Below are 26,768 nucleotides of genomic sequence, written 5' to 3'. Positions count from 1 at the left end.
CCGCCGTCCCCGTGCCGCTCCGGCACCGCGGGGGACGGCGGCCTAAAAGTTCCTGAAGGATTTGGCGCAACCCGGGCCACCTCCGGTGCGTTTCCAGGCAGTCACCGCATAAGATGCGGTGCGCGCGCCCGGGTCCGAGCCGGTGCGCCCTCCACCAGACGGAACCGGACAGGACTGTTAACGACGATGAGCCAGGCGAACCGGGTAGGGAAGCAGAACGCTCGCGAGCGGGTGTTGGCGGAGAAGATCGCCCGCCAACGGGCTGAGCGGCGCCGCAAGCAGTTGACCATCGGCGGGGTCGTCGTACTGGTCGTCGCGGTCGCAGGCGGTGTCGGCATCGCGGTGTCGGCGGCCAAGCACAACAGCACGCCCTATGCCGCTCCGGCCGCCGCGGTGATCGACCCGCAGGCCAAGTCCAGCAAGGCCACCGGCATCCACATCGGCTCGAACGACGCGCCGGTGAAGATGAACGTCTTCGAGGACTTCCGCTGCCCGGTCTGCCAGGAGGTGGAGACGGCCGTGGAGCCGACCTACCGGCAGTACGTCGAGGCCGGCAAGCTGCAGATCACCTACCACCCGGCGCGCGTCATCGACAGCCACGACAACGGCTCCGGTTCGCTCAACGGCGCCAACGCCGCGGCCTGCGCGCAGGACCAGGGCGACTTCTTGCAGCTGCACGACCTGCTCTACGCCAACCAGCCGAACGAGCAGACCGACCCCTGGGCGGACAGGTCCGCGGTCCTGAAGATCGCCGACGAGATCCCGGCGCTGAAGTCCAGCCCCGGCTTCCAGTCCTGCGTGACCGGCGGGACGCACAACGGCTGGGTGCAGTCCAACGCCGACAACTTCAACAAGCTGGGCCTGCCGGGCACGCCGACCGTCTTCATCGACGGCCAGCAGCTGTCCTTCACCCAGACCAGCGCCGACGCGGTGCTGCAGTACTTCCAGGGCCAGCTGGACGCGGCCTTCAAGAAGGACGGCGGCAAGGCCGGCACCCCGACCACGCTCCCGACCGCGCCGACCTCGGCGCCGTCCTCGGGCGCGTCGTCCTCCGGTGCCTCCTCCTCCGCGGGGGCGCCGAGCTCCTCCGGTGCCCCGTCCTCCTCCGGCTCGCCGTCCGGCACGCCCACGGGCACGTCGTCCTCGACGGGCTCCACCCCGACCTCGTCGAAGTCCTGACGCCCCGCCCCTGAAGCCCGAGGACGCCCGCCCCCGATGAGCCTCACCGCAGCCCACCAGGCCGCCGCCGCGTACCTGGCGGACATCCCGAGTCCGAGCAAGGCCCAGTACCACCTGGGTCCGATCCCCATCCGGATGTACGCCATGTGCATCCTGGCGGGGATCCTCGTCGCCGTCTGGCTCGGCGACAAGCGCTGGCGCGCCCGCGGCGGCAAGCCGCAGGAAGTCGTCGACATCGCCATCTGGGCGGTGCCGTTCGGACTGGTGGGCGGGCGTCTGTACCACGTCATCACGACCTCGGCGCCGTACTTCGGCAAGGACGGCGACCCGGTCAAGGCCTTCTACGTCTGGCAGGGCGGCCTGGGCATCTGGGGCGCCATCGCCCTGGGCGCCGTGGGCGCCTACATCGGCTGCCGGCGGCGCGGCGCCTCGCTGCGCACGTTCGCCGACGCCGCGGCGCCGGGCATCGTGCTGGCGCAGGCCCTGGGCCGCTGGGGCAACTGGTTCAACAACGAGCTGTACGGCAGCCACACCAGCCTGCCGTGGGGTCTGAACGTCCACGTCATGGACACCACGACCCAGACCGCGGTGGTCGGCCCGGACGGCAAGGCCGAGCTGGTCGCCGGCGGTCCGTTCCACCCGACGTTCCTGTACGAGTCGATCTGGTGCGTCGGCGTCGCGGTGCTGTGCCTGTGGGCCGACCGGCGCTTCAAGCTCGGATACGGCCGGGTGTTCGCGATCTACGTCGCCTCGTACACCGTGGGCCGCTTCTGGATCGAGTCGCTGCGCATCGACGACGCGCACCACTTCCTGGGCATGCGCCTGAACGACTGGACCGCGATCATCGTGTTCCTCGGCGCGGTCGCCTACTTCGTGCTGTCGCGCAAGAAGTACCCGGGGCGGGAGTCCTCGCCCTACCTGGCGCCGGCCGGCGCGGAGCTCTCCGAGCTGCCCTCCCAGGAGTCCGGATCCACCGCCTCTGACGACTCCGACGCAGGTGAGGGCGCCCTTACTGAGGATGCCCTTGTTGGCGAACAGGCCGGCGAACCTGAAAAACTGGTGACGGACTCCGAACCAGAGCCCGCCGCGGACGCCGCGGAATCCGAAGATCTCGACGATTCCGACGCCGTGGCGGTGCCGGCCCAGGCGGCCGACCCCGAGACGGCGTCGGCGACCCCGGCCGGCACGGCGAGCGAGTCCTAGAACCCGTATCGCCTGCCAGGATCGAGTCGATGAATCACCCTGACACGTCCGTTCTTCCTCCGACCACCGACAGCGCCGGCGGCGGCGCGGGCTCCGGCCCGGACGACCGCGCCCCGGGCGCCCATCAGGGCCCGGCGATCCCGAAGGACCACCACCGGGACGTGAACGGCGGCTGGCTGCGGCCGGCCGTCTTCGGCGTCACCGACGGCCTGGTCTCCAACTTCTCGCTGATCGCCGGCATGGCCGGCGGCGACGCGGCGCACAAGACCATCGTGCTCACCGGTCTGGCCGGCCTGGTCGCCGGCGCCTGTTCGATGGCGGCCGGGGAGTACATCTCGGTGGCCAGCCAGACCGAGGTCACCCAGGCCGAGATAGAGCTGGAGCGGCTGGAGCTGGCCCGGCGCCCGGCCGCGGAGATGAGGGAGCTCGCGGAGTTCCTCACCGAGCGCGGTCTGGACGCCGACCTCGCCCTGGAGGCGGCGCGGCAGATCCACCGCGATCCGGCCCAGGCGCTGATCGTGCACGTCCAGGAGGAGCTCGGGGTCGACCCGACCGACCTGCCGAGCCCGGTGGTCGCCGCGGTGTCCAGCTTCGGGTCCTTCGCGATCGGCGCGGTGCTGCCGCTGCTGCCCTACCTGCTCGGGCTGAACCAGCTGTGGGTGGCGATGCTGCTGGCCTTCGGCGGGCTGTTCGCCTGCGGGGCGATAGTCTCGCGCGTGTCCTCCCGCTCCTGGTGGTTCTCGGGCTTGCGGCAGCTGCTGTTCGGCGCCGTCGCCGCGGTGGTGACCTTCGGACTCGGCGCGCTGATCGGCGGACACCTGGGCTGAGGCCCAATGGTGTACAAATCACACCATCCGGGCTAACCGGTGTTCGGCGGCCGCCCGCCGGTGGGAGATGACTCGCGAGATCAGCACACGAAGCAACCACTCATGCCCGCGCGGCGTCGAAGACGTAGAGCGTACGGGCGGACGCGGAACCGCGGACGGGGATCGGGCGCGGTTCGGGCGATCACGGCGAGGAGAGGTGCGGCTGTTGTCCGCGAAGAGCGAGGAGTTGGAAGCCCTGCGCCAGGGTGAGCCGGCCGGCGGCGGCGCCGGCACGGTCCACGGGGACGGCGCGGGCGGCGGCGTGCGGGACGGCGCCGAGTCGCAGGACCGTGCGAAGGCGGACGCCGACAGCTTGGCCGAGACGGTGTCGCTGCCGGCCACCGAGCGTCTCCCCGGCGACGCGCTGTCCGAGACGGTCTCGCTGAACACCGCCGACGAGCACGAGCACGAGCACGAGCACGACCACATGCGGATGCGTCCGGCGGCGGCGGTGACCGAGGTGGCGCAGGACGTCGCGGAGGAGACGGCGCGGGCCGTCGCCGAGGCCGACGGGGCAGAGCCGCCGGTCTCCGACGCCGTACCCGGCCGTGATTCCGCCACCGACGATTCGCCCGAGGCGGCTAAGGGATCTAAGGGATCTAAGGGATCTAAGCGATCCGAGGGATCCGAGGCGTCCGAGGCTCCCTTCCCGGCACGGCGCCAGCGCCACACTCCCTTGTACGGCCGAGGCTTCCGCGTCCTGCCGTGGAAGCACAGGGCGCGTCTGAACCCGAACCAGCGCCGCCGCCGCAAGATCGTGGTGCGGTCGCTGTGGGGCGCGGTTTTGCTGTTCTTCGGGACGCTCGCCTGGTCCGTGGCCGGCGCGCTGACCCAGCCGGGCACCGACACCGTGCAGGCGCGCCTGGCCGAGTGGGGGCGCGACCACGGCCTCGGCGGCGCGGTGGCGCAGCTCGAGCAGTGGCAGTACGACCTGAACCCGCCGTCCAAGGGCGGGTCGGTGGACGCCAAGCAGTTCACCGACCTGGGCCCGACTACCGCGCCGAGTTCGGCCAAGCCGTCCGCCAGCGGCGCCGTCCCGAGCAAGGGCGGCGCGCCGAGCACCACCCCGCCGGCGGACGTCATCGCCATGCAGCCGCGCATGCCGGCGCCGCCCGGACTGACCCTGGAGTCCGGCGAGGGCGAGTTCCAGGTCGCGGTGGCCAACCCCGCCGGCCAGCCGGTGGTCCAGGTCGCGCGGGTCCGGCCCGACGCGGTGTACACCGGCGTCACCGCCGACGTCGCGGTGATCGACCAGAAGCACTCCGGCTTCGTGCTGCACCCCGGCCACGAGGGCGGTCTGAACTCGGTCATCACCACCGTGCCGAACCAGATCGACGCGAACGCCCGGCCGAACCTGATCGCGCTGTTCAACGGCGGCTTCAAGATCAGCGAGTCCCACGGCGGCTACTACGACCACGGCGTCACCGCGGCCTCGCTGGTCAACGGCGCGGCCAGCGAGGTGATCTTCAAGGACGGCCACATGGCGGTCGGCATGTGGGGCCGGGACTACAGCTTCCAGAAGAACGCCGACATCGTCAGCGTCCGGCAGAACCTGAAGCTGATGGTCGACGGCGGCCAGGTCGTCCCGTACATCGACGACAGCTCCACCTGGGGACGCGCCGACCACGGCTCGGCGGCGGTGTGGCGCTCCGGCGTGGGGGTGAAGGCCGACGGCGACATCGTCTGGGTCGGCGGCAACGAGCTCACGGCGCCGTCCCTGGCCCGCCTGCTCAAGGACGCCGGCGCGGTCCGCGCGATGCAGCTGGACATCAACCTGCGCTGGGCGGACTTCCAGTACTTCCCGAACCACGACGGCAACCCCGACACCTCGAAGCTGTACGAGGACTTCCTGCAGGGTCCGAACAAGTTCTTCGTGAACTCCACCAAGGACTTCATGGCGGTCTACCTGCGCTGAGGCGCGCGGACCGGAACGAAGGCGGGCAGCGCGGTGCGCCTCGGCGCCGCGCCGGCCGGCCTTCGCCCCATGACGTGTCAAGGCCCACACCGCCGAGCCCGAGTTGAATGGGCCAACCGGGGCATAGACAACAAGGAGCCCTCATCGGCGAGCCGCTGATGTCTCGTCTCCGGACGGCAAGATCCACATCCCCTTGGCGTGTCTCAGTATCTGGAACACATCTCGGGATCGCACGTCCCGCACTGTGAGATAGTCCACTCCCCACCCGCCCCACCATGTTGTAACCTCTGCTTACACCTGATCGGATTGCGCAAGGGCCAAAGACGTCCCGCCGTGCCAGACTGACACGACGGAAGGACAGCCCCTGATGGCATTCCCAGCCATACCGCCCGGTCGCCCCGGATCCTCCCGCCCCGAAGCCCAGGCGGCGGCCCAGGCCGCTGCCGCCTCCACCAGCGCCGCCCCGCTGTTCTCGGCGCTGCCCGAGGCGCAGGGCCTGTACGACCCGCGCGCGGAGAAGGACTCCTGCGGCGTGGCCTTCGTGGCGACGCTGACCGGGATCGCCAGCCACGGGATCGTCGACCAGGCGCTCCAGGCGCTGGTCAACATGGAACACCGCGGCGCCTCCGGTGCCGAGCCCTCGACCGGCGACGGCGCCGGCATCCTGGTGCAGGTCCCCGACGCCTTCCTGCGCGCCGTGCTCAGCGAGAGCGGCGCGCGTTTCGACCTGCCGCCGGCCGGGCACTACGCCGTCGGAGTGGCCTTCCTCCCCACCGACGACGACGCCGCGCGGGAGGCGGAGATCCGCGTCGAGGCCATCGCCGCCGAGGAGCACCTGGCCGTGCTCGGCTGGCGCGAGCTGCCCACGAACCCCGAAGGGCTGGGCAACGGCGCGCTGTCGGTCATGCCCCGCTTCCGGCAGCTGTTCGTCACCGGCACCGGCGGCCAGAGCGGTATCGAGCTGGACCGCCTGGCCTTCGCCCTGCGCAAGCGCGCCGAGCGCGACGCCCAGGTCTACTTCCCGAGCCTGAGCGCGCGCACCCTGGTCTACAAGGGCATGCTCACCACCGCGCAGCTGGAGACCTTCTTCCCGGACCTGCTCGACGAGCGCTTCGCCAGCGCCATCGGCCTGGTGCACTCGCGCTTCAGCACCAACACCTTCCCGGCGTGGCCGCTGGCGCACCCCTACCGGTTCGTCGCGCACAACGGCGAGATCAACACGGTCATCGGGAACCGGAACTGGATGCGCGCCCGCGAGTCCGACCTGGCGACCGACCTCATCGGCGGCGACCTGGACCGGCTGTTCCCGATCTGCACCCCCGGCGCCTCGGACTCCGCCTCCTTCGACGAGGCCCTGGAGCTGCTGCACCTGGGCGGGCGCAGCCTGCCGCACGCCGTGCTGATGATGATCCCCGAGGCCTGGGAGAACCACGGCGAGATGGACGCCGCCCGGCGCGCCTTCTACGCCTACCACTCCTCCTTCATGGAGCCCTGGGACGGCCCGGCCGACATGGTCTTCTCCGACGGCACGCTGATCGGCGCCGTCCTGGACCGCAACGGCCTGCGCCCCTCCCGCTACTGGGTCACCGACGACGGCCTGGTGGTCCTGGCCAGCGAGTTCGGCGTCCTGGACATCGACCCGGCGACCGTGGTCCGCAAGGGCCGGCTGCAGCCCGGCCGGATGTTCCTGGTGGACACCGCGGCCGGCCGGATCGTCGAGGACGAGGAGATCAAGGCCGCCCTGGCCGCCGCCGAGCCGTACGCCGAGTGGCTGCACGCCGGCCGGATCAAGCTCGACAAGCTCCCCGAGCGCGAGCACATCGTGCACACCCGCGCCTCGGTCACGCGCCGCCAGCAGACCTTCGGCTACACCGAGGAGGAACTGCGGGTCCTGCTCGCCCCGATGGCGCGCACCGGCGGCGAGCCGCTGGGCTCCATGGGCTCGGACACCCCGATCGCGGTGCTCTCCGAGAAGCCGCGCCTGGTCTTCGAGTACTTCAGCCAGCTGTTCGCGCAGGTCACCAACCCGCCGCTGGACGCCATCCGCGAAGAGCTGGTCACGAGCCTTGCGACCACCATCGGTCCGGAGACCAACCTGCTGGACCCGACCGCCGCGGCCTGCCGCCAGGTCGAGGTGGCCTTCCCGGTCATCGACAACGACGAGCTGGCCAAGCTCATCCACATCAACGCCGACGGCGACCTGCCGGGGCTGCGCGCGGTCACCGTCTCAGGGCTCTACCGGGTCGCCGGCGGGGGACCCGCGCTGCGGGCCCGCCTGGAGGAGATCCGCGAGGAGGTCTCCAAGGCCATCGCCGGCGGCGCGCGCATCATCGTGCTCTCCGACCGCCACTCCGACGCCGAGCACGCCCCGATCCCCTCGCTGCTGCTCACCTCCGCGGTGCACCACCACCTGATCCGCGAGAAGACCCGCACCCACGTCGGCCTGGTCATCGAGGCCGGCGACGTGCGCGAGGTGCACCACGTCGCGCTGCTGATCGGCTACGGCGCCGCGGTGGTCAACCCCTACCTGGCGATGGAGTCCGTCGAGGAGATGGCGGGCTCGGGCCACCTCGGCCTGATCGAGCCCGACCAGGCCATCAGGAACCTGATCAAGGCCCTGGGCAAGGGCGTGCTGAAGGTGATGTCCAAGATGGGCATCTCCACCGTCGCCTCCTACCGCGGCGCGCAGATCTTCGAGGCCGTGGGCCTGGCGCAGGACGTCGTCGACGAGTACTTCACCGGCACCACCAGCAAGCTCGGCGGGGTCGGGCTGGAGACCCTGGCCGAGGAGACCGCGCGCCGGCACGCCCGCGCCTACCCCAAGCAGTCCGGCACCTCCCGTCTGGCGCACCGCCGGCTGGAGATCGGCGGGGAGTACCAGTGGCGCCGCGAGGGCGAGCCGCACCTGTTCGACCCGGACACGGTCTTCCGCCTGCAGCACTCCACCCGCGAGAAGCGCTACGACATCTTCAAGCAGTACACCTCGCGCGTGGACGAGCAGTCCGAGCGCCTGATGACGCTGCGCGGGCTGTTCAAGTTCAAGGACGGCGCGCGGGCGCCGATCCCGATCGAAGAGGTCGAACCGATCTCCGACATCGTCAAGCGCTTCTCCACCGGCGCCATGTCCTACGGCTCCATCTCCGCCGAGGCGCACCAGACGCTGGCCATCGCGATGAACCAGCTCGGCGCCAAGTCCAACACCGGCGAGGGCGGCGAGGACGTCGACCGCCTACGCGACCCGGAGCGCCGCAGTTCGATCAAGCAGGTCGCCTCCGGCCGGTTCGGCGTCACCGCCGAGTACCTGGCCGAGGCCGACGACATCCAGATCAAGATGGCCCAGGGCGCCAAGCCCGGCGAGGGCGGCCAGTTGCCCGGACACAAGGTGTACCCGTGGGTGGCCAAGACCCGGCACTCCACGCCCGGCGTCGGCCTGATCTCCCCGCCGCCGCACCACGACATCTACTCGATCGAGGACCTCGCGCAGCTGATCCACGACCTGAAGAACGCCAACCGCGACGCGCGCGTGCACGTCAAGCTGGTCGCCGAGGTCGGCGTCGGCACGGTGGCCGCGGGCGTGTCCAAGGCGCACGCCGACGTGGTGCTCATCTCCGGCCACGACGGCGGGACCGGCGCCTCGCCGCTGACCTCGCTGAAGCACGCCGGCGCGCCCTGGGAGCTGGGCTTGGCCGAGACCCAGCAGACGCTGCTGCTCAACGGCCTGCGCGACCGCATCGTGGTGCAGACCGACGGCCAGCTCAAGACCGGCCGCGACGTGCTGATCGCGGCGCTGCTCGGCGCCGAGGAGTACGGCTTCGCCACCGCGCCGCTGGTCGTCTCCGGCTGCGTCATGATGCGCGTGTGCCACCTGGACACCTGCCCGGTCGGCGTCGCGACGCAGAACCCCGAGCTGCGCGCCCGTTTCAACGGCCGGCCGGAGTTCGTGGTCACCTTCTTCGAGTACCTGGCCGAGGAGGTGCGCGAGCACCTGGCGGCGCTCGGCTTCCGCAGCCTGCAGGAGGCCGTCGGGCACGCCGAGCTGCTGGACACCTCCGCCGCGGTGGCGCACTGGAAGGCCTCCGGGCTGGACCTCGCGCCGCTGCTGCACGTCCCGGCGCTGCCCGAGGGCACCGCGCTGCACCGCACCCGCGAGCAGGACCACGGCCTGGACAAGGCGCTGGACCACCAGCTCATCGCGGTGGCGCAGCCGGCGATCGCCAGGCGCGAGCCGGTCCGCGCGCAGTTCCAGATCCGCAACGTCAACCGCACCGTCGGCACGATGCTCTCGCACGAGGTCGTGAAGGCGCACCGCGGCGAGGGCCTGGCCGAGGGCACCATCGACCTGACCTTCGTGGGCTCGGCGGGCAACTCCTTCGGCGCGTTCCTGGCGCCGGGCATCACCCTGCGGCTGGAGGGCGACGCCAACGACTACGTCGGCAAGGGCCTGTCCGGCGGCCGCATCGTGGTCCGCCCGCACCGCGAGGCCGCGACGATCAACGACGCCGCCGAGCGCAACGTGATCGCCGGCAACGTCATCGCCTACGGCGCCACCAGCGGCCGCATCCACCTGCGCGGCACGGTCGGCGAGCGCTTCTGCGTCCGCAACTCCGGCGCCACCGCGGTCGTGGAGGGCGTGGGGGACCACGCCTGCGAGTACATGACCGGCGGCACCGTGGTCGTGCTCGGCGAGCACGGCCGCAACCTGGCCGCCGGCATGAGCGGCGGCACCGCCTACGTGCTGGACCTGAAGGTCTCCCGCGTCAACTCCGAGATGGTCAACGTCGAGGCGCTCGACGCCGAGGACCGGGCCCTGCTCCACACCCTGGTGCAGGAGCACCAGGAGGAGACCGGCTCCGCCGTCGCCGAGGCGCTGCTGGCCGACTGGGGCGCGCACGTCGGGCGGTTCGCCAAGATCATGCCGGTCGACTACAAGCGGGTGCTGACCGCCCGCGCCGCGGCCCAGGCCGCCGGCCTTTCCGAAGAGCAGACCCTCGACAAGATCATGGAGGCGACTCGTGGCTGACCCCCGTGGTTTCCTGACCACCCCCCAGCAGCACCCGGAGCGCCGCCCGGTCGCCGAGCGCGTCCAGGACTGGAAAGAGGTCTACAAGCCCGGGGCGCTGCTGCCGATCATCAACAAGCAGGCCGGCCGCTGCATGGACTGCGGGATCCCGTTCTGCCACAACGGCTGCCCGCTGGGCAACATCATCCCGGAGTGGAACGACCTGGTCTGGAAGGGCGACTGGGAGGGAGCCTCCGACCGGCTGCACGCGACCAACAACTTCCCGGAGTTCACCGGGCGGCTGTGCCCGGCGCCGTGCGAGACCGCGTGCGTGCTGGGGATCAACCAGCCGGCGGTGACCATCAAGAACGTCGAGGTCTCCATCATCGACCGGGCGTGGGAGGACGGGACCGTCAGGCCTCTGCCGCCCGAGCGCCTGTCCGGCCGCACGGTCGCGGTGATCGGCTCCGGTCCCGCCGGGCTGGCCGCCGCGCAGCAGCTCACGCGCGCCGGGCACACCGTCGCGGTCTACGAGCGCGCCGACCGGATCGGCGGGCTGCTGCGCTACGGCATCCCCGAGTTCAAGATGGAGAAGCGCCACCTGAACCGGCGGATCGAGCAGATGCGCGCCGAGGGCACCAAGTTCCGTCCCGGCATGCACATCGGAGTGGACCTCACCGGAGACGCGCTCCTGGCGCGCTACGACGCCATCGTGCTCGCGGTCGGCTCGACCAAGGCCCGGGAGCTGGACGTGCCCGGCCGCGACCTGGCCGGCGTGCACCAGGCGATGGACTACCTGCCGTACGCGAACAAGACCTGCGAGGGCGACTACCTGACCGCGCCGATCGACGCGTTCGGCAAGCACGTCGTGGTCATCGGCGGCGGCGACACCGGGGCGGACTGCCTGGGCACCGCCACGCGTCAGGGTGCTGAGTCGGTCACCCAGCTGGAGATCATGCCCCAGCCGACCGGCGACCGCCCGGCGAACCAGCCGTGGCCGACCTACCCGATGATCTTCCGCGTCTCCTCGGCGCACGAGGAGAACGGCGACCGCGTCTACGCGGTGTCCACCACCGAGTTCGTGGGCGACGACAACGGCCGGGTCAAGGCCCTGCGCCTGGTCGAGGTCCGGTTCGAGGGCGGGCGCCCGGTCCCGGTGGCCGGCACCGAGCGGGAGATCCCGGCCGACCTGGTGCTGCTGGCGATGGGCTTCGTCGGCCCGGAGCGCGGCAACGGCCTGATCGACCAGCTGGGCCTGGCCCTGGACGAGCGCGGCAACATCGCGCGCGACGGGGAGTACGCCACCAACGTGCCGGGCGTGTTCGTGGCCGGCGACGCCGGGCGCGGACAGTCGCTGATCGTCTGGGCGATCGCCGAGGGCCGCTCGGCGGCCAGCTCGGTGGACGCCTACCTGGCCGGCTCGACCACGCTGCCCAAGCCGATCCCGCCGACGGCGCGGCCGGTGACGGTGTGAGACCCGGCGCGTCCCCCGGCACGGCGGCGCCGTGCCGGGGGACGCGCGCCGCCGGACCGGGCACCCGGCGAGAAGCATCAGTGCCGGGCCGCCACCAGGATGAGTCCCAGGATCCACAGCACGAGCGTGACGATTCCCAGCACGAACCCGGCCTGCGCCACGCCCCGGTTGGTGGCCTCGCCCCGGGCCACCCGGTTCAGCCCGATCCGGCCGAAGATGATCGCCAGGATGCTCGTCGGGCCGACCAGGAACCCGGCGATGCCCAGGACCAGGGCGGCGACGCCCATGCCGTTGCGGCGCCGGACGGGGGGAGCGCCGAACCCGCCGTAGTCGTAGCCCTGGCCGCCGCCGTAGGTCGGATACGCCTCCGGCGGCAGCGGCGGCGGCGCCGGGTACTGCGGGAACTGCTGGTCCGGCGCCGGGCGGCCGGGGTCCGGCCCGGGCTCCGGCTCGGCGTCGCGGCCCAGGTGGACCGCGGAGGCGTCAGGCTCGATCGGAGCGGCGGGAGGAGGAGATGGAGGCTGAACCGGCTCTTCCGGCGACCGGTCCGGCTCCGGGGACTCCGAGGGCTCCGAGGGCTCGGGGGGCTCCGGGGGAGGAGGCGTCGTCATGGAGGCCAATTGTCTCCGTTGCAGACGGTTCATTCCATACAGACACACGGTGAACGGTGGCCGAAAGTTGTGTTCGGAACCGTGGGAATTTGTCAGGACCGAAAAAGCTACTAACGAGTAGGACATAAGGTAGTAGGCATGCGCCGCGCGAAAATCGTTTGTACCCTGGGCCCGTCGGCCGGAAGCCTGGAGCAGCTCACTGCCCTGGTGGACGCCGGAATGAACGTGGCCCGCCTGAATCTCTCCCACGGTTCCTATGAGGACCACGAGGAGCGATATCGCAATGTCCGGCAGGTCGCCACGACCAGCGGTCAGGCGATCGGCATCCTGGTCGACCTGCAGGGCCCGAAGATCCGCCTGGGCACCTTCGCCAACGGCAAGGAGGTCCTGGCCAACGGCGCGCAGTTCACGATCACCACGCGCGACGTCGCCGGGGACGCCACCATCTGCGGGACCACCTACAAGGGACTGCCCGGGGACTGCCGGCCCGGCGACCAGATCCTGGTCGACGACGGCAAGCTGTGCCTGGAAGTGCAGAGCGTCACCGACACCGACGTGGTGACCCGGGTCGTCGAGGGCGGCCCGATCTCCAACAGCAAGGGCATCAACCTGCCCGGCGTGTCCGTGTCGGTCCCGGCCCTGTCCGAGAAGGACGAGCTGGACCTGCGCTGGGCCCTGGGCAAGCCGGAGACCGGCCACGGCAACCCCGGCGTGCGCGCCGACATGATCGCGCTGTCCTTCGTGCGCGACGCCGTCGACATCGAGCGCGTCCACGAGATCATGGACGAGATCGGCCACCGGGTCCCGGTGATCGCCAAGATCGAGAAGCCGCAGGCGGTGGCCAACCTGGACGCCATCGTCGACGCCTTCGACGCGATCATGGTGGCCCGCGGCGACCTGGGCGTGGAGCTGCCGCTGGAGCAGGTCCCGATGGTGCAGAAGCGCTGCATCACCCTCTCGCGCCGCAACGCCAAGCCGGTCATCGTGGCCACCCAGATGCTGGACTCGATGATCACCAACTCCCGGCCCACCCGCGCCGAGGTGTCCGACGTGGCCAACGCGGTCCTGGACGGCACCGACGCGGTGATGCTCTCGGCCGAGACCTCGGTCGGCGCCTACGCGGTGCAGACCGTGGAGACGATGGCGAAGATCATCACCGCGGCCGAGGAGGAGACCCTCGCCGCCGGGCTCAAGCCGGCCCTGAGCAAGCCCCGCACCAAGGGCGGCGCGGTCGCCCGGGCGGCCGCCGAACTCAGCGAGAACCTCTACGCCAAGTACCTGGTCGCCTTCACCGAGAGCGGCGACACCGCCCGCCGGCTGTCCCGCTACCGTCCCCCGACGCCGCTGATCGCCTTCACCCCGCACAACGAGATCCGCAACCAGCTGGCGCTGAGCTGGGGCATCCGGACCTTCTGCAGCCCCGAGGTCGAGCACACCGACGACATGGTGCGCCAGGTCGACACCGAGCTGCTGCAGCTGGAGCTGAGCAAGACCGGCGACACCGTGGTCATCATCGCCGGCTCCCCGCCCGGAATCCCCGGCTCCACCAACGCGGTGCGCGTGCACCGCGTGGGCGACGCCATCAACGGCGTCGTGCCGGCCTACCGCGCGGGGCAGTAGCGCCGGGATCCGCCTACGCACCTCGAGGCGCCCAGCGAGCGGGGCGCCTCGAGGTGAAGTCTTGAGTTCTCAGGGGCTCTCAGGCCTCGAAGGCGAAGAGGTCCCATGGATACCCGTCGGCCTTGCTGGCGATGAATCGGCAGTCCCAGGTGGTCCAGCCGTAGTCTGAGGCCTGCTGGGAAGCCCAGGAATTACAGGCGGCCTTGGAGGGGAAGTAGTTCTGGGTATCGATCCAGGCGCCCGCGAACGCTGTCCCGGTGGACAGGGCCATGGTCCCGGCGATGGTCAGGCTGACCAGGGCGGGGATGCCGGTTCGGCGGAGTCTCTTGGCTCGCAAGGTGTTTCCTTTCGTGGATGATGTTTGGCTCGGTCAGGCGATGGCAGCGATGGCCGTGAACATTGGATCGGTTCCCTGGTGGAGTGTGTTCGGTGCTGGTGCGCCGTCGCGGGCCCAGGACCGCGATTCACGAAGGAACCGCGAACCCCGGGCACGGTGGAGATCGATGCAAGCTGCTGTCGCCGTCAGCCGGCCGTTCTTTGAGACTGCCCGGGCGAGCAGCGGGACGCCGGCGCCGCGGAGATGCGCGAAGCCGGCCGGCGCCACAGTGATCGCGGCCACTGTCGGCAGCTCAGCAAGAGCTGTCGTCCCACCAAACGGAACAGTTGAACACGGCGCCGTCGTTCCCCCAGCATGTCTTGTCCCCGCCCTTGATGCACTCACCGCAATAGATTTCTCGGGTACCTGACATACAGGTCCATACATACGCGGTGAAACCGCTGGGACAGCTGAACCAGCAATTCGAACTGCTGCAGGTTGGGCCGTTCGGATACATCAAGGTGCAGCACAGGGGGTTGGCTGAGGCTGGCTCGGCGGTGCCCAGAAGTCCGGACACTGCCCCGACCAGGGCTATGCCGCAGCCGGCAATCCAGCGCAGAGCTCCCCGGCGTGGGGTGCCCGGCAGCGCCGGGGACCTCGGGGCCGGCGGCTGCGGGACCGACGTGCTGGGACTGACATCCGTCGATGTCACGACCTCTCCTTTCCTGAATGATGGTCGTCTCGGTCACATGGCTGAGGGAAGGCTGCGACTGCCGGTAGAAGGGCAGCGCAGCGCATCGGGAAGCATCGAGTGGTCTTGGTGCGGGAGATTCACAGACGCGGTTGTCATCGCCGCCGCCGACGTCATCGGTCGGGATCATCCTCCTCGGGTCCGCGCGCGTGACCTTGAGATGCTCAGAGATCAGGGCGTCTCAAGGTCAAGCCGCGAGTGCTCAGCCCTCGAAAGCGAACAGGAGCCAGTGCATCCCGTCCTGCCTCGAGGGGTCGTATCGGCAGTCCCACGCGGTCCAGCCATATGCCCCGGCCACGTTGCCGGCCCAGTTGCTACAGGATGCCTGGGACGGGAAGTAGTACCCTGTGCTCAACCATGCGCCCGCGGACGCGGTCCCGGTCGAGAGGGTCATGGTCCCGGCGATGGTCAGGCCGACCAGGGCGGGGACGCCGGTTCGGCGGAGTCTCCTGGTTCGCAAGGTCTTTCCTTTCGTGGGTGCTGTTCTTTTGATCAAGTGATGAAGGTGGAGGCTGCGAACACCGCTGCCGCGAACAGCACGGCAGTGCAGCCGATCCGGAACCAGCGGGTGAGCCGGTGCAGGAGATCGACCAGCCAGATCGGCTCGCTGTCGGACCGTTCGGTGCCGGTGCGCCGACGTGGGCCCAGGACCGCGACTCCCAACGGAACCGCGAAGCCCAGCGCGTACGCCAGCCCCGTCCACCAGGGAGCGGTGCCCAGCACGGCGGCGATCAGCACCGCCCAGGTCAGGGTGACCATGCGGAAGGTCGTCACGGCCAAGCCGGTGTCCAGGCCCCACACGAACGGGCCGATGCGTATCCCGTACTGGTGGATGAGACGCTTGGGGGTCTGGCGGGCCAGACCGATCGAGCAGCCTTTGTGCCGGGTCAACAGGATCACGTCGACGACGCAGAGAGCCGCCCAAGCCACCGTGGTGGCCGCCAGCCGGTCGGTCTTCGAGACCATCCGGACAGGTAGCAGGAAGCTGACGCCGTGTATCGAGGCGAACAGGAAGAGTGCGGAGATACCGAAGCCCAGCGCCAGGAACACCACGGGTTCCCAGCCGCGGATCGGTCGGCGTGGCGGGTCCCCCTGAACCAGGGGGGTCGTCGGAGCGGCCTCCTTGGCCAGGGGGCGGAGCATCCCGACGAAGGACACGCCTCAAGGACTGAACAGCTGCGCGAAGCCGGCTGCCGCGGCGAGCGCGAGAATGAACGCGATCATGGTCGGCGGCTCAGCACGTGTCGTCGTCCCAATAGATGGAACACACGTATTTGCTGCCGTTCCAGCAGGTGTTACCACCTTGCTGGCACTCGCCGCAGACAATCTCCCGCGAGCCGGAGGCGCAGGTCCAGACCATTTTGGTGTATCCGCTCGGACAGCTGAACCAGCACTCGAAGTAGTTGCAGAACGGACCGTTCGGATAGGCCAGTTGGCAGCACAGAGGGGAGGCTGAGGCCGGTGCGGCTGTGGCGAACAGGCCGGACACCGCCCCGACTAGGGCTATACCGCCGCCGGTCAGCCAGCGCAGAGCTCCCCGGCGTGGGACGCCCGGCAGCATCGGGGCGGGCGAGCCGGGGTCCGAGGTGGTGGGACTGGTGTCCGTCAATGTCATGGCTTCTCCTTTCGAGGGATCAGACGTTCTGTGACAACTCGCGGGCGCGGCTACCGATCGAGGTGTTCGTCGCCTCGATCAGGGTGTACAGCTGGCGGGTCGACGGCAGGGTGCTTGCCCGGACCAATCTGCCGTCCTGAACGACGACACCGAGCGGCGTGATGTTCAGTCCGAGGGCATCCATGATGGTGCGGCCGGCGTCGACCACTGTCCGTTCCGGGTCCAGTTGGAAAGCGAGGGTCAGGTCGGGCGTGCCGTTGGGGCCGGCGTCGATCACCACCACGACACCCCGGGGGAGGGCGCCGTCCAGGGCGGCGGCGATGGAGCGGCAGGTGGCGCATTTGTCGGACAGGAACAGGACCACCGCCCGGTGTGCGGAGTCCAGGTACGCCGGCAGGCCGTAGTCGCTTGGGGCGGTTCCAACTGCCGCTCCCAGGGAAACTGGCTCTGGACGGTCGATCAGACCCGCGTAGTCACGGATCTGCTCTACCGTTCGGAACAACTCGATCTGTGCGCCGAACAGCAGGAACACCACGACACCGAGCAGTGCGATGATCGCGTAGACGACAGTGGTCACGGCGTCAGCCTTCCTGGGGGTACGTGAAGATGGATGCGGGCTGCCCGATTCCCTCGGCGAAGGAGACCCGGTTCACTCTGGCCGCGCGCGCCAGCCGCAGGGCGGTCGACGCGCGCACGGTGCACATCAGCAGTACCGCTGCCGCCAAGCGGGTCGGGCCGTCCGAGCCGTTGGCCGGTGGATGGGATGCGGAGACCGCTCCCACGGCCGCGGCCCAGACCGGCAGCGCGGCGATTTGTCGCCAACCGAGCGCGGCGTCGCCGGTGCCGCCGAGACAAGAACAGGCGATCTTCTCAGTCGCACGCAGTCCCTGTACGCCGGCGATCGCGAATGCTGCCGCCAGGATCAGCACTCCGATGCGTGGTAGGAGGGCGGACGGGACCAACGCCACAGTCGTTCCGACAGCTATCTCGGCGGCCGGCAGGCCCCAGCGGAGCAAAGGCGTGAAGACCCGCGGAACACCGACCCCGGCCAAGGTCGCTTCGAATTCCGAACCGGACCGCAGCTTCTCCAACCCCGCCCACAGCATCAGACCGGACAGTCCCAGGACGAGCGGTTCAGCGAACCAGGCCGTGGATGTCATGGTGCCAGCCGGAAGCCGAACGCGGTCTTGTGTCCATCGACGTTCTCGGTGTAGCCGAGAAGGAAGCGGCGGCTGTCCCGGCTGGCCGCCGCTTCCTTGGGAGATGTGTCCAAGACCGCGGTGGTCTCATGGAGAGTGACGGTAATGCCGTCGACGGTGAAGGACTCGACGCCACCGGCCTGCGAGTAGCCCTGAACGCGGCCTGACACCTCCTGCAGGAGGGGCACCGCCGACTGCGGGAGGCCGGGACGGCCCGCCATCACGGTCACCTTGTCGCCGGAGCGGAAGACCCATCCCGGGGGGAAGCCCTCGGGCCGGACCAGCACGGAGTCACCGTGCTCCTTGGGTGCGGTGACGACGAGGCCGGAACCGTCCTGCCGCACCACCGTCCCGATGAAGGTCCGTGCCCGTCCGGCCGACCCGGTCGCGGCCGACGCGGACGATTCACCCACAACCACGGACGCCACTGTGGCGGTGGCCGCCACGCTCGCGGATCTCTTGAACAGATCACGCCGCGATACCTCAGTCATACCTCTCACATCCTTCTCCTCGATCACCGGGGAACGGGTGGCATCTGCCAGGCCAGGACCTTGCCCGCGCAGTACGGCCCCGAGCCGGGCAGAAAGGTGTTAATGAGGATTCTGTGATAACTTCCCTTGCATCCGCCTTGCATCCGGTGGGCCGGACGATCCGTGCTTGGGCAGCGGATCGCGGCGAATCGGAGGATCGGGTGCAGATCGGGGTTCTCGGCCCGCTTTCGGTGGCCGCCGAGGCCGGTGAGGTCCGGGTGACCGGTCGCCGGAGACGGGCGTTGTTGGCGTTGCTGGCTCTACACGCCAACCAGGTCGTCCACACCGGGCGGCTGATCGAGACCGCGTGGGGTTCGGCTGCCGCTCCGACCAGCTCCGACAGTCTCCCGAGCTACATACTCCGCCTGCGTCGGGCGCTCGGCGCGGAAATCGGCGCGCGGATCCTCACCCGCCCCGGCGGCTATACGCTCGAGCTGGCCGAGGACGAGCTGGATCTGATCCGGTTCCGAACCCTGCGGTCGGCAGCCAAGGCCAAGGCGGACTCCGGGGACTGGCCCGGCTTCCACGCCCTGGCCGAACAAGCCCTGGCACAGTGGCGTGGCGATCCGCTGGCCGACATCGTCACCGACGGTGAGATGCAGGAGGAGACGGAAGCGCTGTCGGCGGCGCACCTGGAGCTCTGGCGCGACCGGCTCGACGCCGGCCTGTTCCTGGGCAGGCACGCCGAGGTCGCCGCCGAGACGGCGCCGCTGGTCGCGCGTCATCCGATGGACGAGCGGTTCCGAGAGCAGCGGATGCTCGCGCTGTATCACACCGGCCGCAGGACCCAGGCCCTGGCCGTCTTCCGCGAGGTCCGAAGGCTGTTGGTCGACGAGGTCGGAGTCGAGCCGGGTTCCCGGCTGGCCGAGATACACGCCCGGATCCTGCGTGGGGATCCGGAGCCCTCGGAACCGCGGGCGTCCAGTCCGGCCACAGTGACCGTCGCGCATCCCGCCCCCCGGCAGCTGCCGCCCGCTCCGCTCCGCTTCACCGCACGCCACGAGCCGATCGCGGCTCTGGACCAGTGGATCGCGACTGCCGGCCGGACGGCCGGCACCGTGGCGGTCGTCAGCGGGCCGCCCGGCGTCGGGAAGACCGCTTTGGCCGTGCACTTCGCGCACACCATCGCCGACCGCTTCCCCGACGGTCAGATCTACCTGAATCTGCGGGGATTCGACCCCCTCGAACCGCCGGTGGCGGCGGCGACAGCCATGCGCGACGTACTCGTTGCTCTCGGAATGCCGTCCGGGGCGGTGCCTACCGAACCGGCCGCGCTACTGGCGTTGTACCGGAGCCGGCTCAGCGGCGGCCGGATGCTTCTGGTGTTGGACAACGCCCGGGACGCGGCCCAAGTCCGGTCTCTGATACCGGCCGGTCCCGGCAGCATCGTCGTGGTGACCAGCCGGGACCGGCTGTTCGGACTGATCGCGGTGGACGGTGGAGTGGCGCTGCCGCTGGATGCGCTGACACCCGCGGAATCGGCGCAGCTGCTGGCCGGGCGGCTGGGCGCGACCACGGTGCGAGAGCACAGGGCCGCGGCGGAGGAGATGGCTCAGCTGTGCTCGCACCTCCCGCTGGCCTTGACCATCGCGGCTGCTCGTGCTGCCGCGCACCCCACGATCCCGCTGGCGAACTGGGTGAGCGAGCTCCGCCGGGCCGACAGACGTCTGGACATGCTCACCACCGGCGACCGTGACTCCAACGTCCGTACCGTGTTCTCCTCGTCGTACCATGCGCTCAGTACGTCTGCGGGCACTGTGTTCCGGTTCCTGAGCCTGCACCCCGGACCGGAGATCGGCGCTGCCGCGGCCCGCGCGCTGACCGGGCTGCCGGACCGCGAGGCCCGTGGCGCACTGGACGAACTGACCCGGGCGAGCCTTGTGGCCGAGACGGTCCCGGGCCGGTTCGCGGGACACGACCTGCTGCGCGAGTACGCCGCCGAACTCGGGCAAGAGCACGATCCGGAATTCGCGCGCCGGTCCGGGATACAGCGACTGCTGGACTACTACCTCCACAGCGCACATGCCGTGCTGACCCCGTCCTATGCGCAGCGGCTCGCGCTCGAGCTGGCGGCTCCGGTCCCCGGCGCGCACCCCGAGCAGTTCCTCGACCGTCAGCAGGGCCGCGCCTGGCGCGACACCGAGTCCCGGGCATTGATCGCCGCGGTCCCGCTGGCGGCCCGAGCCGGCCTGGACCGGCACGCCTGGCAGCTGGCCACCGTGCTGGCCGGCCACTTGGGCTTCGTCGGCCTGCGGCAGGAACAGATGGACGTGGCCGCGGCCGGTCTGGCCGCGGCCTCCCTGGACGGGGATCCGGTCGGGCTCGGGCTCAGCCATATGCACGTCGCCGAGGCGCACGCCGCGCAGGGGCAGGACGTCGAAGCGCTCGAGCACCTCGACAAGGCCCTGGAGTACTTCGTCGATCTGGGTGAGGCATCCTGGCAGGGCATGGTCCTGCTGTACGTCAGCCAGGCCTGTGAACGGCGCGCGGACTTCACGGCGGCACTTGATGCCGCTCAGCGGGCCTCAGTGCTCCTGGCAAGCGTCGACGATCCGGACGGGCAGGCTCAGGCGTTGAACAACGCCGGGCATTATCACACCGAGCTGGGCCGCCCCGACCTGGGGCTGGAGCACGCGGAACGGGCCCTGGCACTGACTCGGGAGGTCGGTAACCGATTCGCCGAGTTCGCCGTGCTCGACACGCTGATCGTGGCCCACGATCGGCTGGGCGATCCGAAGTCCGCCGTCGCCTGCGGCCGGAAAGCCGCGCAGATCGCCGACCAGCTCGGCCCGACACCGCATCTCGCCGTGGTTCTGGACCACCTCGCTCAGGCTCATTGGAACGGAGGCGACACCGCCGAGGCCCGCACTGCCTGGCAGTCGGCGCTGGCGATCATGGAGGAGCATCAGGACCCGAAGGCGGACGAGCTGCGCAGACGCCTGTCCGGTCTGCGTGAGCCGACCGGAGGGCTGGACGGAGGTGGACGGGAATCGAACCCGCCGGACGGGGATTCCCCGTCCCACCCGCTTTGAAGGCGGGGAGGCCCACCAGGATCCTGGACACCTCCGCCGAGGATCATACGCTGACGGATCACCGTTGACGGGGTCGACGTGAGAGTTCTACATTGCAGAGCGTGCTGGAGGAGATCACGTACAGCGAGTCGGATGAAGTAGCCGGAGTCCGCCTGACCCAGTTCGCCCGTGGTGGAGGCTGTGCTTGCAAGATCCCGGCGGGGGAACTGGAATCGATCCTCGGCGCGGTGGGCGCGACGGCGTTCACGGGTGACCACGAACTCATCGTCGGACTCGATCACGGCGACGACGCGGCGGTCGTCCGGTTGGCCGGTGATACCGCGCTGGTGGTCACCACAGACTTCTTCACACCGGTGGTCGACGACGCCTATGACTGGGGCCGGATCGCCGCGGCCAACGCACTGTCCGATGTGTACGCGATGGGCGGCACCCCGGTCGTCGCGGTCAACATACTGTCCTGGCCCCGGGATCTGCTCCCGATGGAACTGGTCGCCGAGGTCCTGCGCGGCGGCTTCGACGTCACTCGCGCCGCGGCCTGTCACCTGGCCGGCGGCCACAGCGTCGACGATGCCGAACCGAAGTACGGGCTCGCGGTCACCGGAGTGGTGCAGGCCGATCGGCTGCTGCGCAACGATGCCGGTCGTCCCGGCACGCCGCTGTCTTTGACCAAGCCCCTGGGCATCGGCGTGCTCAATACCAGGCACAAGGCGACCGGCGAACGGTTCCCGCAGGCTGTCGCCACCATGACCGAACTCAACCGGGACGCCTCCCAGGCGGCGCTCGCCGCCGGTGCGCGGTGCGCGACCGACGTCACCGGCTTCGGATTCCTGGGACACCTGTACAAGCTTGCGCGGGCAAGCGGCGTCACAGCGGTCGTGGATCCCGCTGCCGTCCCCTATCTGGACGGTGCCAGGGAAGCTGCCCGCGACGGCTACGTGAGCGGCGGCACGCGCCGTAACCTCGATTGGGTCTCCCCGAACGTCGAATGGGGTTCCGGGGTCGATGAACTGGAGCGGCTGCTGCTTGCCGATGCGCAGACCTCCGGCGGCCTGCTTGTCGCCGGGCTCGTTCCAGGGGCCCCCGTCGTGGGAGAACTGGTCGAACAGCGCGAGCATGCAGTCGTCGTGGCCTGAGCCCGGTCCCGGGGACGCCGATCCCGTAGCCGATGCCCGCGGCAAGGTGCCGATGGCCGGGGCGCTCGGCGAGTCCGATCCGCGCCGGTCAGTCCCGCGTACGGACACCCTCCTGGCAGATCCGCGCTTGAAGCATGCAGCGGCGACACTGGGGCCGCAGGCGGTGAAGCTGGCAGTGCGTTCGGCCCAGCAACAGGTCAGAACCGGTCTGGCGGCCCCGGCCGACGCCGCGGACCTGGCGCTGGCCCTGCTTGCGACCGCACCGGTCACACTGCGGCCCGTGGTCAACGCGACCGGCGTGGTGCTGCACACCAATCTCGGACGGGCGCCGCTGTCGGCGGCGGCGGTCGAGGCGATGAGCCGCGCCGCGGGATATGTCGACGTGGAGTTCGACCTCGAAGCAGGCGGACGGGCCGGGCGCGGCCGGACGGTGAAGGCCGCGTTGCTGGCCGCGGTGCCCGCCGCCGAGGACGTCCACATCGTCAACAACGGCGCCGCCGCGCTCGTGCTGGCGGCCTGTGCTCTGGCCGGTGGTCGCGAGATCGTCGTCAGCCGGGGCGAGCTGGTGGAGATCGGCGACGGTTTCCGTATCCCGGACCTGCTGACCGCCGCCGGCGCCGTCCTGCGGGAAGTCGGCACGACCAACAGGACCCATCTGCGTGACTATGCCGAGGCGATCGGACCGGCCACGGGGTTCATCTTGAAGATCCATCCCTCCAACTTCCGGATCGAGGGCTTCACCAGCTCGGTGCCGGTCGCCGAGTTGTCCGGCCTCGGAGTCCCGGTGGTCGCGGACATCGGTTCCGGACTGCTCGGGCCGCACCCTCTCCTGCCCACCGAGCCTGATGCCGGGACCTGGCTGTCACAAGGTGCTGATGTGGTCACCGCCAGCTGCGACAAGCTGCTCGGCGGTCCTCAGGCCGGCCTGATCCTGGGGAGCGGGGAGAGGGTGGCGGAAATGCGCCGTCATCCGATGGCGCGGGCGCTGCGGGTGGGCAAGACCACGCTGGCGGCGCTGCAGGCCACGGTCGGTGGTCATGAGACGCCGGTCGAGGCGGCGTTGACGGCTGATCGCGAGGTGTTGAGGGTTCGGGCGGACGCCATGTCGACGGCATTGACCTCCTCCGGGGTCCAGGCTGAGACGGTTGCCAGTGCTGGGGCCGTCGGCGGTGGCTCGGCGCCGGGTGTGACTCTGCCGGGCTGGGCCGTGCGGGTACCGGAGCAGTTCGCAGAGCCGCTGCGGATCGGGGAGCCTTCGATCGTCGGCCGCGTCGAGCACGGCTTCTGCCTGCTGGACCTGCGGTGTGTTCCGGCCGCGCTGGACGAGCAGGTGTGCGCGGCGGTGCTCGCGGCCGGTCGGCGAGCCGCCGGCCGCCCGGGCCGTCGGCCGCCGGAACTGACGGCGGCATCGTGTACGTGATCGCGACCGCCGGCCATGTCGACCACGGGAAGTCCCTGCTGGTCCGGGCTCTGACGGGGATGGAGCCGGATCGGTGGGCGGAAGAACGCCGCCGTGGGATGACCATCGATCTGGGCTTCGCCTGGACTGCCTTGTCCGACGATCGCACGGTGGCGTTCGTGGACGTGCCCGGCCATCAGCGGTTCGTGTCGAACATGCTGGCCGGCGTCGGTCCGGTGCCGGCGGTGATGCTGGTGGTGGCCGCCGACGAGGGCTGGCGGCGGCAGACAGGGGAACATCTGGCCGCGCTCCATGCCCTGGACGTCCGGCACGGCGTTCTGGTGATCACCCGTACTGATCTGGCGGATCCAGAGCCGGCCATCCGGCAGGCGCACGAACAATTGGTCTCCACGTCGCTGGCCGGAATGGAGACGGTCGCGGTCAGCGCGGCCACCGGAGCGGGGATCAAGCAGCTGCGGGAGGCATTGGGACGGCTGGTGGCGGCGTTGCCCGAGCCGGCGGCGAACGCCCCGACGCGGCTGTGGGTCGATCGGGTCTTCACCGTCCGCGGCACCGGGACGGTCGTCACCGGCACGCTGGGCTCGGGGCGGATCGCCAGAGGCGACGAGCTGGTGCTGATGCCTGCCGGTACCCCAGTGCAGGTCAGAGGGCTGCAGAGCCTGAAGGCGGAGGTGGCGGCGGCGACAGCGACGGCCAGAGTGGCTCTCAGCCTGCGCGGGGTGGCCGTCGAGGAGATCCGGCGCGGCGAGGCGTTGACCGGACCGGGGCAGTGGACAGCCGTCTCCACCGTCGACGTCCGGCTGGTCCGGCCGGCCGATCGCCTGGCTGCGCGCCAGGTCATGCACCTCGGATCGGCGAACGTGCCGTGCCAGGTGCGCAGGCTCGGCGCCGACACCGCGCGGATCACGTTGGCCACACCACTGCCGATCCATATCGGTGAGCACGCGTTGCTCCGGGATCCGGGTCTGCAACGCATCGTCTCCGGAGTCGTGATCCTCGACCCCGATCCGCCGGCGCTCAACCGCCGTGGCTCCTCAGTTGCTCGGGCGCAGCAGTTGGCGGAGCTCAGCGGGGACGCCGACCCCGCGGCCGAGATCCGCCGGCGAGGCAGTGCTCGCCGTAGCCGGCTCGTCGCACTCGGAATCCTCGCCGCGGACGGGGACCCCCCGGCGTCGGCGGTTGTGTCAGGAGACTGGCTCGTCGATGCGGCGGAGTGGCGCGCCTGGGCCGACGGCCTGGCCGTCGCGGTGGACTCCTGGGCCGCGAACCATCCGGCGGACCAGGGGCTGCCCCGGGAAGCCGCGATGCGTCAGACAGGAGTTCCCGACGCCGCCTTGGTGACGGAACTGGTCCGCGCCGACCCGACACTGATCCTGGACGGTCGGGGAATCCACCGCCGAGGCCGGTCGCTGCTGAACGGCGCGGTCGAGCAGGCGGTGCGGGTACTGGAGCGGCGTTTGGCGGAGTCAGAGTTCGCCGCACCGGAGGCCGCCGAACTCCTCGAGCTCGGGCTGACCGACCGCGGGTTGGCACTGGCGGTGGGAGAGGGCCGGCTGATCCGTGTCACCGACGGAATCTTCTTGCGCCCCGGCGCAGTCGAGGAGGCGCTTCGGCGGGTACGTCTGCTTGCGCAGCCGTTCACGCTGAGTGAAGGACGGATCGCTCTGGGTACGACTCGGCGTGTCGCGGTCCCGCTGTTCGAGCTGATGGACGATCGTGGGCTCACGCGCCGGGCTGATGACGGCCGACGGGAGATCTGCCGACCGGTGGAGGGCCCGGGAGGTTGACGCCTGGGGAGGTTCAGAGGTGCTCCGGGTGGGACTCGAACCCACACTGAATGGTGTTTGAGACCATCTTCTCTGCCGATTGGAATACCGGAGCGTCAGCCAAGTGATAAGCGAGTCCACACCTCTGTGGACGACTGCAATCACCCGCGTCACAGCATACCGGACCGGGAACAGCCCCCCACAACCGCCTTCCACGCAGGTAGGCTCGTAGCGAACAGACCACCGGCACCGCCGCCCAGTGAGGACCCCATGACCACCGAGTCCACCCCCGCCCGCCGAGTGATCATCGCCGAGGACGAGGCGCTGATCCGCCTGGACCTGAAGGAGATGCTCCAGGAAGAGGGGTACGAGGTCGTCGCCGAGGCCTCCGACGGGGCGGCCGCCGTGCGCCTGGCCGAGGAGTACCGGCCGGACCTGTGCATCTTCGATGTGAAGATGCCGGTGCTGGACGGGATCACCGCCGCCGAGCAGGTGATCGAGGCGCGGATCGCGCCGGTGCTGATCCTCACCGCCTTCTCCCAGCGCGAGCTGGTCGAGCGGGCGGCCGAGGCCGGCGTGATGAACTACCTGGTCAAGCCGTTCACCAAGGACAAGCTGGTGCCCGCGATCGAGATCGCGGTGTCCCGGCACACCCAGCTGACCGCGCTGGAGGGCGAGGTCGCCGACCTCGGCTCGCGGCTGGAGACGCGCAAGCTGGTGGACCGGGCCAAGGGCATCCTGCAGACCGCGCACGGCATGACCGAGCCCGAGGCCTTCCGCTGGATCCAGAAGACCTCGATGGACCGCCGGATGACGATGAAGGAAGTGGCCGAGGTGGTCATCTCCGGCTCCACCGCCGTCGGCTCGCCGGCTGCCGGGGCGAGCCCGGCCAAGGCGGAGTGAGCCGCTCGCGGGGGGGGGAGATAACGATCTTGTGATCTGACCGGTGCCAGTGACGGGCGTCACAGCGCCGGTCATCGATTTTCCGGGCGCCGGACGCCTTCCGTTCATTGTTCGCCGCGCCGGGATCCGTAACCTGCCGGGGTGCCGAGCGCGTATTACCAGAGTCCGGGTGACCCCGCCGTGTGACGTCCGCGAAGATCAACGACCCTCAAATCCGGGCCCTGCCGAGAGGCATG

The 26,768-nt window shown here is 70.2% G+C and carries 19 protein-coding genes, 2 tRNA genes and 1 pseudogene; 12 read left to right on the top strand and 10 right to left on the bottom strand.

Translation table 11 applies throughout. The annotated features are described in order from the left end of the window. Positions 1 to 186: 186 nt before the first annotated feature. The 6 genes from CACI_RS28270 to CACI_RS28245 all read left to right on the top strand — a co-directional run bounded on the left by CACI_RS28270 (position 187) and on the right by CACI_RS28245 (position 11,636). A complete protein-coding gene (locus CACI_RS28270; RefSeq protein ID WP_015794293.1) occupies positions 187 to 1,179 on the top strand; it encodes a thioredoxin domain-containing protein in 993 nt (330 codons plus the stop codon). 36 nt (positions 1,180 to 1,215) lie between these two features. Continuing rightward, positions 1,216 to 2,382, top strand: a complete 1,167-nt coding sequence (gene lgt, locus CACI_RS28265; RefSeq protein WP_015794292.1) for a prolipoprotein diacylglyceryl transferase — start codon at positions 1,216 to 1,218, stop codon at positions 2,380 to 2,382. 29 nt (positions 2,383 to 2,411) lie between these two features. After that, positions 2,412 to 3,209, top strand: a complete 798-nt coding sequence (locus CACI_RS28260; RefSeq protein WP_015794291.1) for a VIT1/CCC1 transporter family protein — start codon at positions 2,412 to 2,414, stop codon at positions 3,207 to 3,209. Between the two features lie 205 nt (positions 3,210 to 3,414). Beyond that, complete coding sequence (locus tag CACI_RS28255) at positions 3,415 to 5,163, top strand: phosphodiester glycosidase family protein (RefSeq protein ID WP_143765422.1); 1,749 nt, start codon at positions 3,415 to 3,417, stop codon at positions 5,161 to 5,163. A 367-nt stretch (positions 5,164 to 5,530) separates the two neighbouring features. Beyond that, the gene (gene gltB, locus CACI_RS28250; RefSeq protein WP_015794289.1) at positions 5,531 to 10,183 is read left to right on the top strand and encodes a glutamate synthase large subunit; all 4,653 of its coding nucleotides are present in this window, start codon (positions 5,531 to 5,533) and stop codon (positions 10,181 to 10,183) included. Beyond that, on the top strand, positions 10,176 to 11,636 hold the full coding sequence (locus CACI_RS28245) for a glutamate synthase subunit beta (RefSeq protein ID WP_015794288.1): 1,461 nt from the start codon (positions 10,176 to 10,178) through the stop codon (positions 11,634 to 11,636). Before gltB ends, CACI_RS28245 begins: the two co-directional genes overlap by 8 nt. Before the next feature lie 77 nt (positions 11,637 to 11,713). Here the strand turns inward: CACI_RS28245 and CACI_RS52860 are convergent, their stop codons facing one another. Continuing rightward, on the bottom strand, positions 11,714 to 12,247 hold the full coding sequence (locus CACI_RS52860; protein WP_049871733.1) for a DUF4190 domain-containing protein: 534 nt from the start codon (positions 12,245 to 12,247) through the stop codon (positions 11,714 to 11,716). A 138-nt stretch (positions 12,248 to 12,385) separates the two neighbouring features. Between CACI_RS52860 and pyk the strand changes: the two genes are divergently transcribed. Further along, a complete protein-coding gene (gene pyk, locus CACI_RS28235) occupies positions 12,386 to 13,867 on the top strand; it encodes a pyruvate kinase (protein WP_015794286.1) in 1,482 nt (493 codons plus the stop codon). A gap of 79 nt (positions 13,868 to 13,946) precedes the next feature. Here pyk and CACI_RS28230 read toward each other — a convergent pair whose 3' ends face one another. From CACI_RS28230 to CACI_RS28200, 7 genes are all read right to left on the bottom strand, one after another. Then, positions 13,947 to 14,204 carry a hypothetical protein gene (locus CACI_RS28230; protein ID WP_015794285.1) on the bottom strand — a complete coding sequence of 86 codons (258 nt, stop codon included), beginning with the start codon at positions 14,202 to 14,204 and terminating at the stop codon, positions 13,947 to 13,949. A gap of 932 nt (positions 14,205 to 15,136) precedes the next feature. Beyond that, complete coding sequence (locus CACI_RS28225) at positions 15,137 to 15,394, bottom strand: hypothetical protein (RefSeq protein ID WP_015794284.1); 258 nt, start codon at positions 15,392 to 15,394, stop codon at positions 15,137 to 15,139. 32 nt (positions 15,395 to 15,426) lie between these two features. Next, positions 15,427 to 16,092, bottom strand: coding sequence for a hypothetical protein (locus tag CACI_RS28220; RefSeq protein ID WP_049871732.1), 666 nt, complete (start codon positions 16,090 to 16,092; stop codon positions 15,427 to 15,429). A gap of 76 nt (positions 16,093 to 16,168) precedes the next feature. Then, positions 16,169 to 16,549, bottom strand: a complete 381-nt coding sequence (locus CACI_RS28215) for a hypothetical protein (RefSeq protein ID WP_015794282.1) — start codon at positions 16,547 to 16,549, stop codon at positions 16,169 to 16,171. A 19-nt stretch (positions 16,550 to 16,568) separates the two neighbouring features. After that, on the bottom strand, positions 16,569 to 17,126 hold the full coding sequence (locus CACI_RS28210; protein WP_015794281.1) for a hypothetical protein: 558 nt from the start codon (positions 17,124 to 17,126) through the stop codon (positions 16,569 to 16,571). Between the two features lie 4 nt (positions 17,127 to 17,130). Further along, positions 17,131 to 17,709 carry a MauE/DoxX family redox-associated membrane protein gene (locus CACI_RS28205; protein WP_015794280.1) on the bottom strand — a complete coding sequence of 193 codons (579 nt, stop codon included), beginning with the start codon at positions 17,707 to 17,709 and terminating at the stop codon, positions 17,131 to 17,133. After that, complete coding sequence (locus CACI_RS28200) at positions 17,706 to 18,239, bottom strand: hypothetical protein (RefSeq protein ID WP_015794279.1); 534 nt, start codon at positions 18,237 to 18,239, stop codon at positions 17,706 to 17,708. The genes CACI_RS28205 and CACI_RS28200 overlap by 4 nt, the downstream gene beginning before the upstream one ends. A 113-nt stretch (positions 18,240 to 18,352) precedes the next feature. Between CACI_RS28200 and CACI_RS54395 the strand changes: the two are divergent. Continuing rightward, a pseudogene (locus CACI_RS54395) lies at positions 18,353 to 20,998 on the top strand (BTAD domain-containing putative transcriptional regulator); the annotation flags it as partial. Positions 20,999 to 21,248: 250 nt separating this feature from the next. Here the strand turns inward: CACI_RS54395 and CACI_RS28180 are convergent. Continuing rightward, positions 21,249 to 21,345 (bottom strand) — tRNA-Sec (locus tag CACI_RS28180). A gap of 66 nt (positions 21,346 to 21,411) precedes the next feature. Between CACI_RS28180 and selD the strand changes: the two genes are divergently transcribed. From selD to selB, 3 genes are read left to right on the top strand one after another with little or no spacing between them, the layout of a single operon-like run. Then, positions 21,412 to 22,443 carry a selenide, water dikinase SelD gene (selD, locus tag CACI_RS28175; protein ID WP_015794277.1) on the top strand — a complete coding sequence of 344 codons (1,032 nt, stop codon included), beginning with the start codon at positions 21,412 to 21,414 and terminating at the stop codon, positions 22,441 to 22,443. 52 nt (positions 22,444 to 22,495) lie between these two features. Next, the gene (gene selA, locus CACI_RS28170) at positions 22,496 to 23,863 is read left to right on the top strand and encodes an L-seryl-tRNA(Sec) selenium transferase (RefSeq protein WP_015794276.1); all 1,368 of its coding nucleotides are present in this window, start codon (positions 22,496 to 22,498) and stop codon (positions 23,861 to 23,863) included. Further along, complete coding sequence (gene selB / locus CACI_RS28165; protein WP_041542567.1) at positions 23,854 to 25,650, top strand: selenocysteine-specific translation elongation factor; 1,797 nt, start codon at positions 23,854 to 23,856, stop codon at positions 25,648 to 25,650. The genes selA and selB overlap by 10 nt, the downstream gene beginning before the upstream one ends. 20 nt (positions 25,651 to 25,670) lie before the next feature. Here the strand turns inward: selB and CACI_RS28160 are convergent. Continuing rightward, a tRNA-Leu gene (locus CACI_RS28160) sits at positions 25,671 to 25,744 on the bottom strand. Between the two features lie 155 nt (positions 25,745 to 25,899). On the opposite strand from CACI_RS28160, the gene CACI_RS28155 reads away from it, so the two are divergent. Next, complete coding sequence (locus tag CACI_RS28155; RefSeq protein WP_015794274.1) at positions 25,900 to 26,532, top strand: ANTAR domain-containing response regulator; 633 nt, start codon at positions 25,900 to 25,902, stop codon at positions 26,530 to 26,532. Positions 26,533 to 26,768 lie beyond the last annotated feature (236 nt).

Source organism: Catenulispora acidiphila DSM 44928 (assembly GCF_000024025.1).
Lineage (GTDB): Bacteria > Actinomycetota > Actinomycetes > Streptomycetales > Catenulisporaceae > Catenulispora > Catenulispora acidiphila.
The sequence above is the reverse complement of the archived record's forward strand: the minus strand, read 5'-3'. Positions and strand labels throughout refer to the sequence as shown.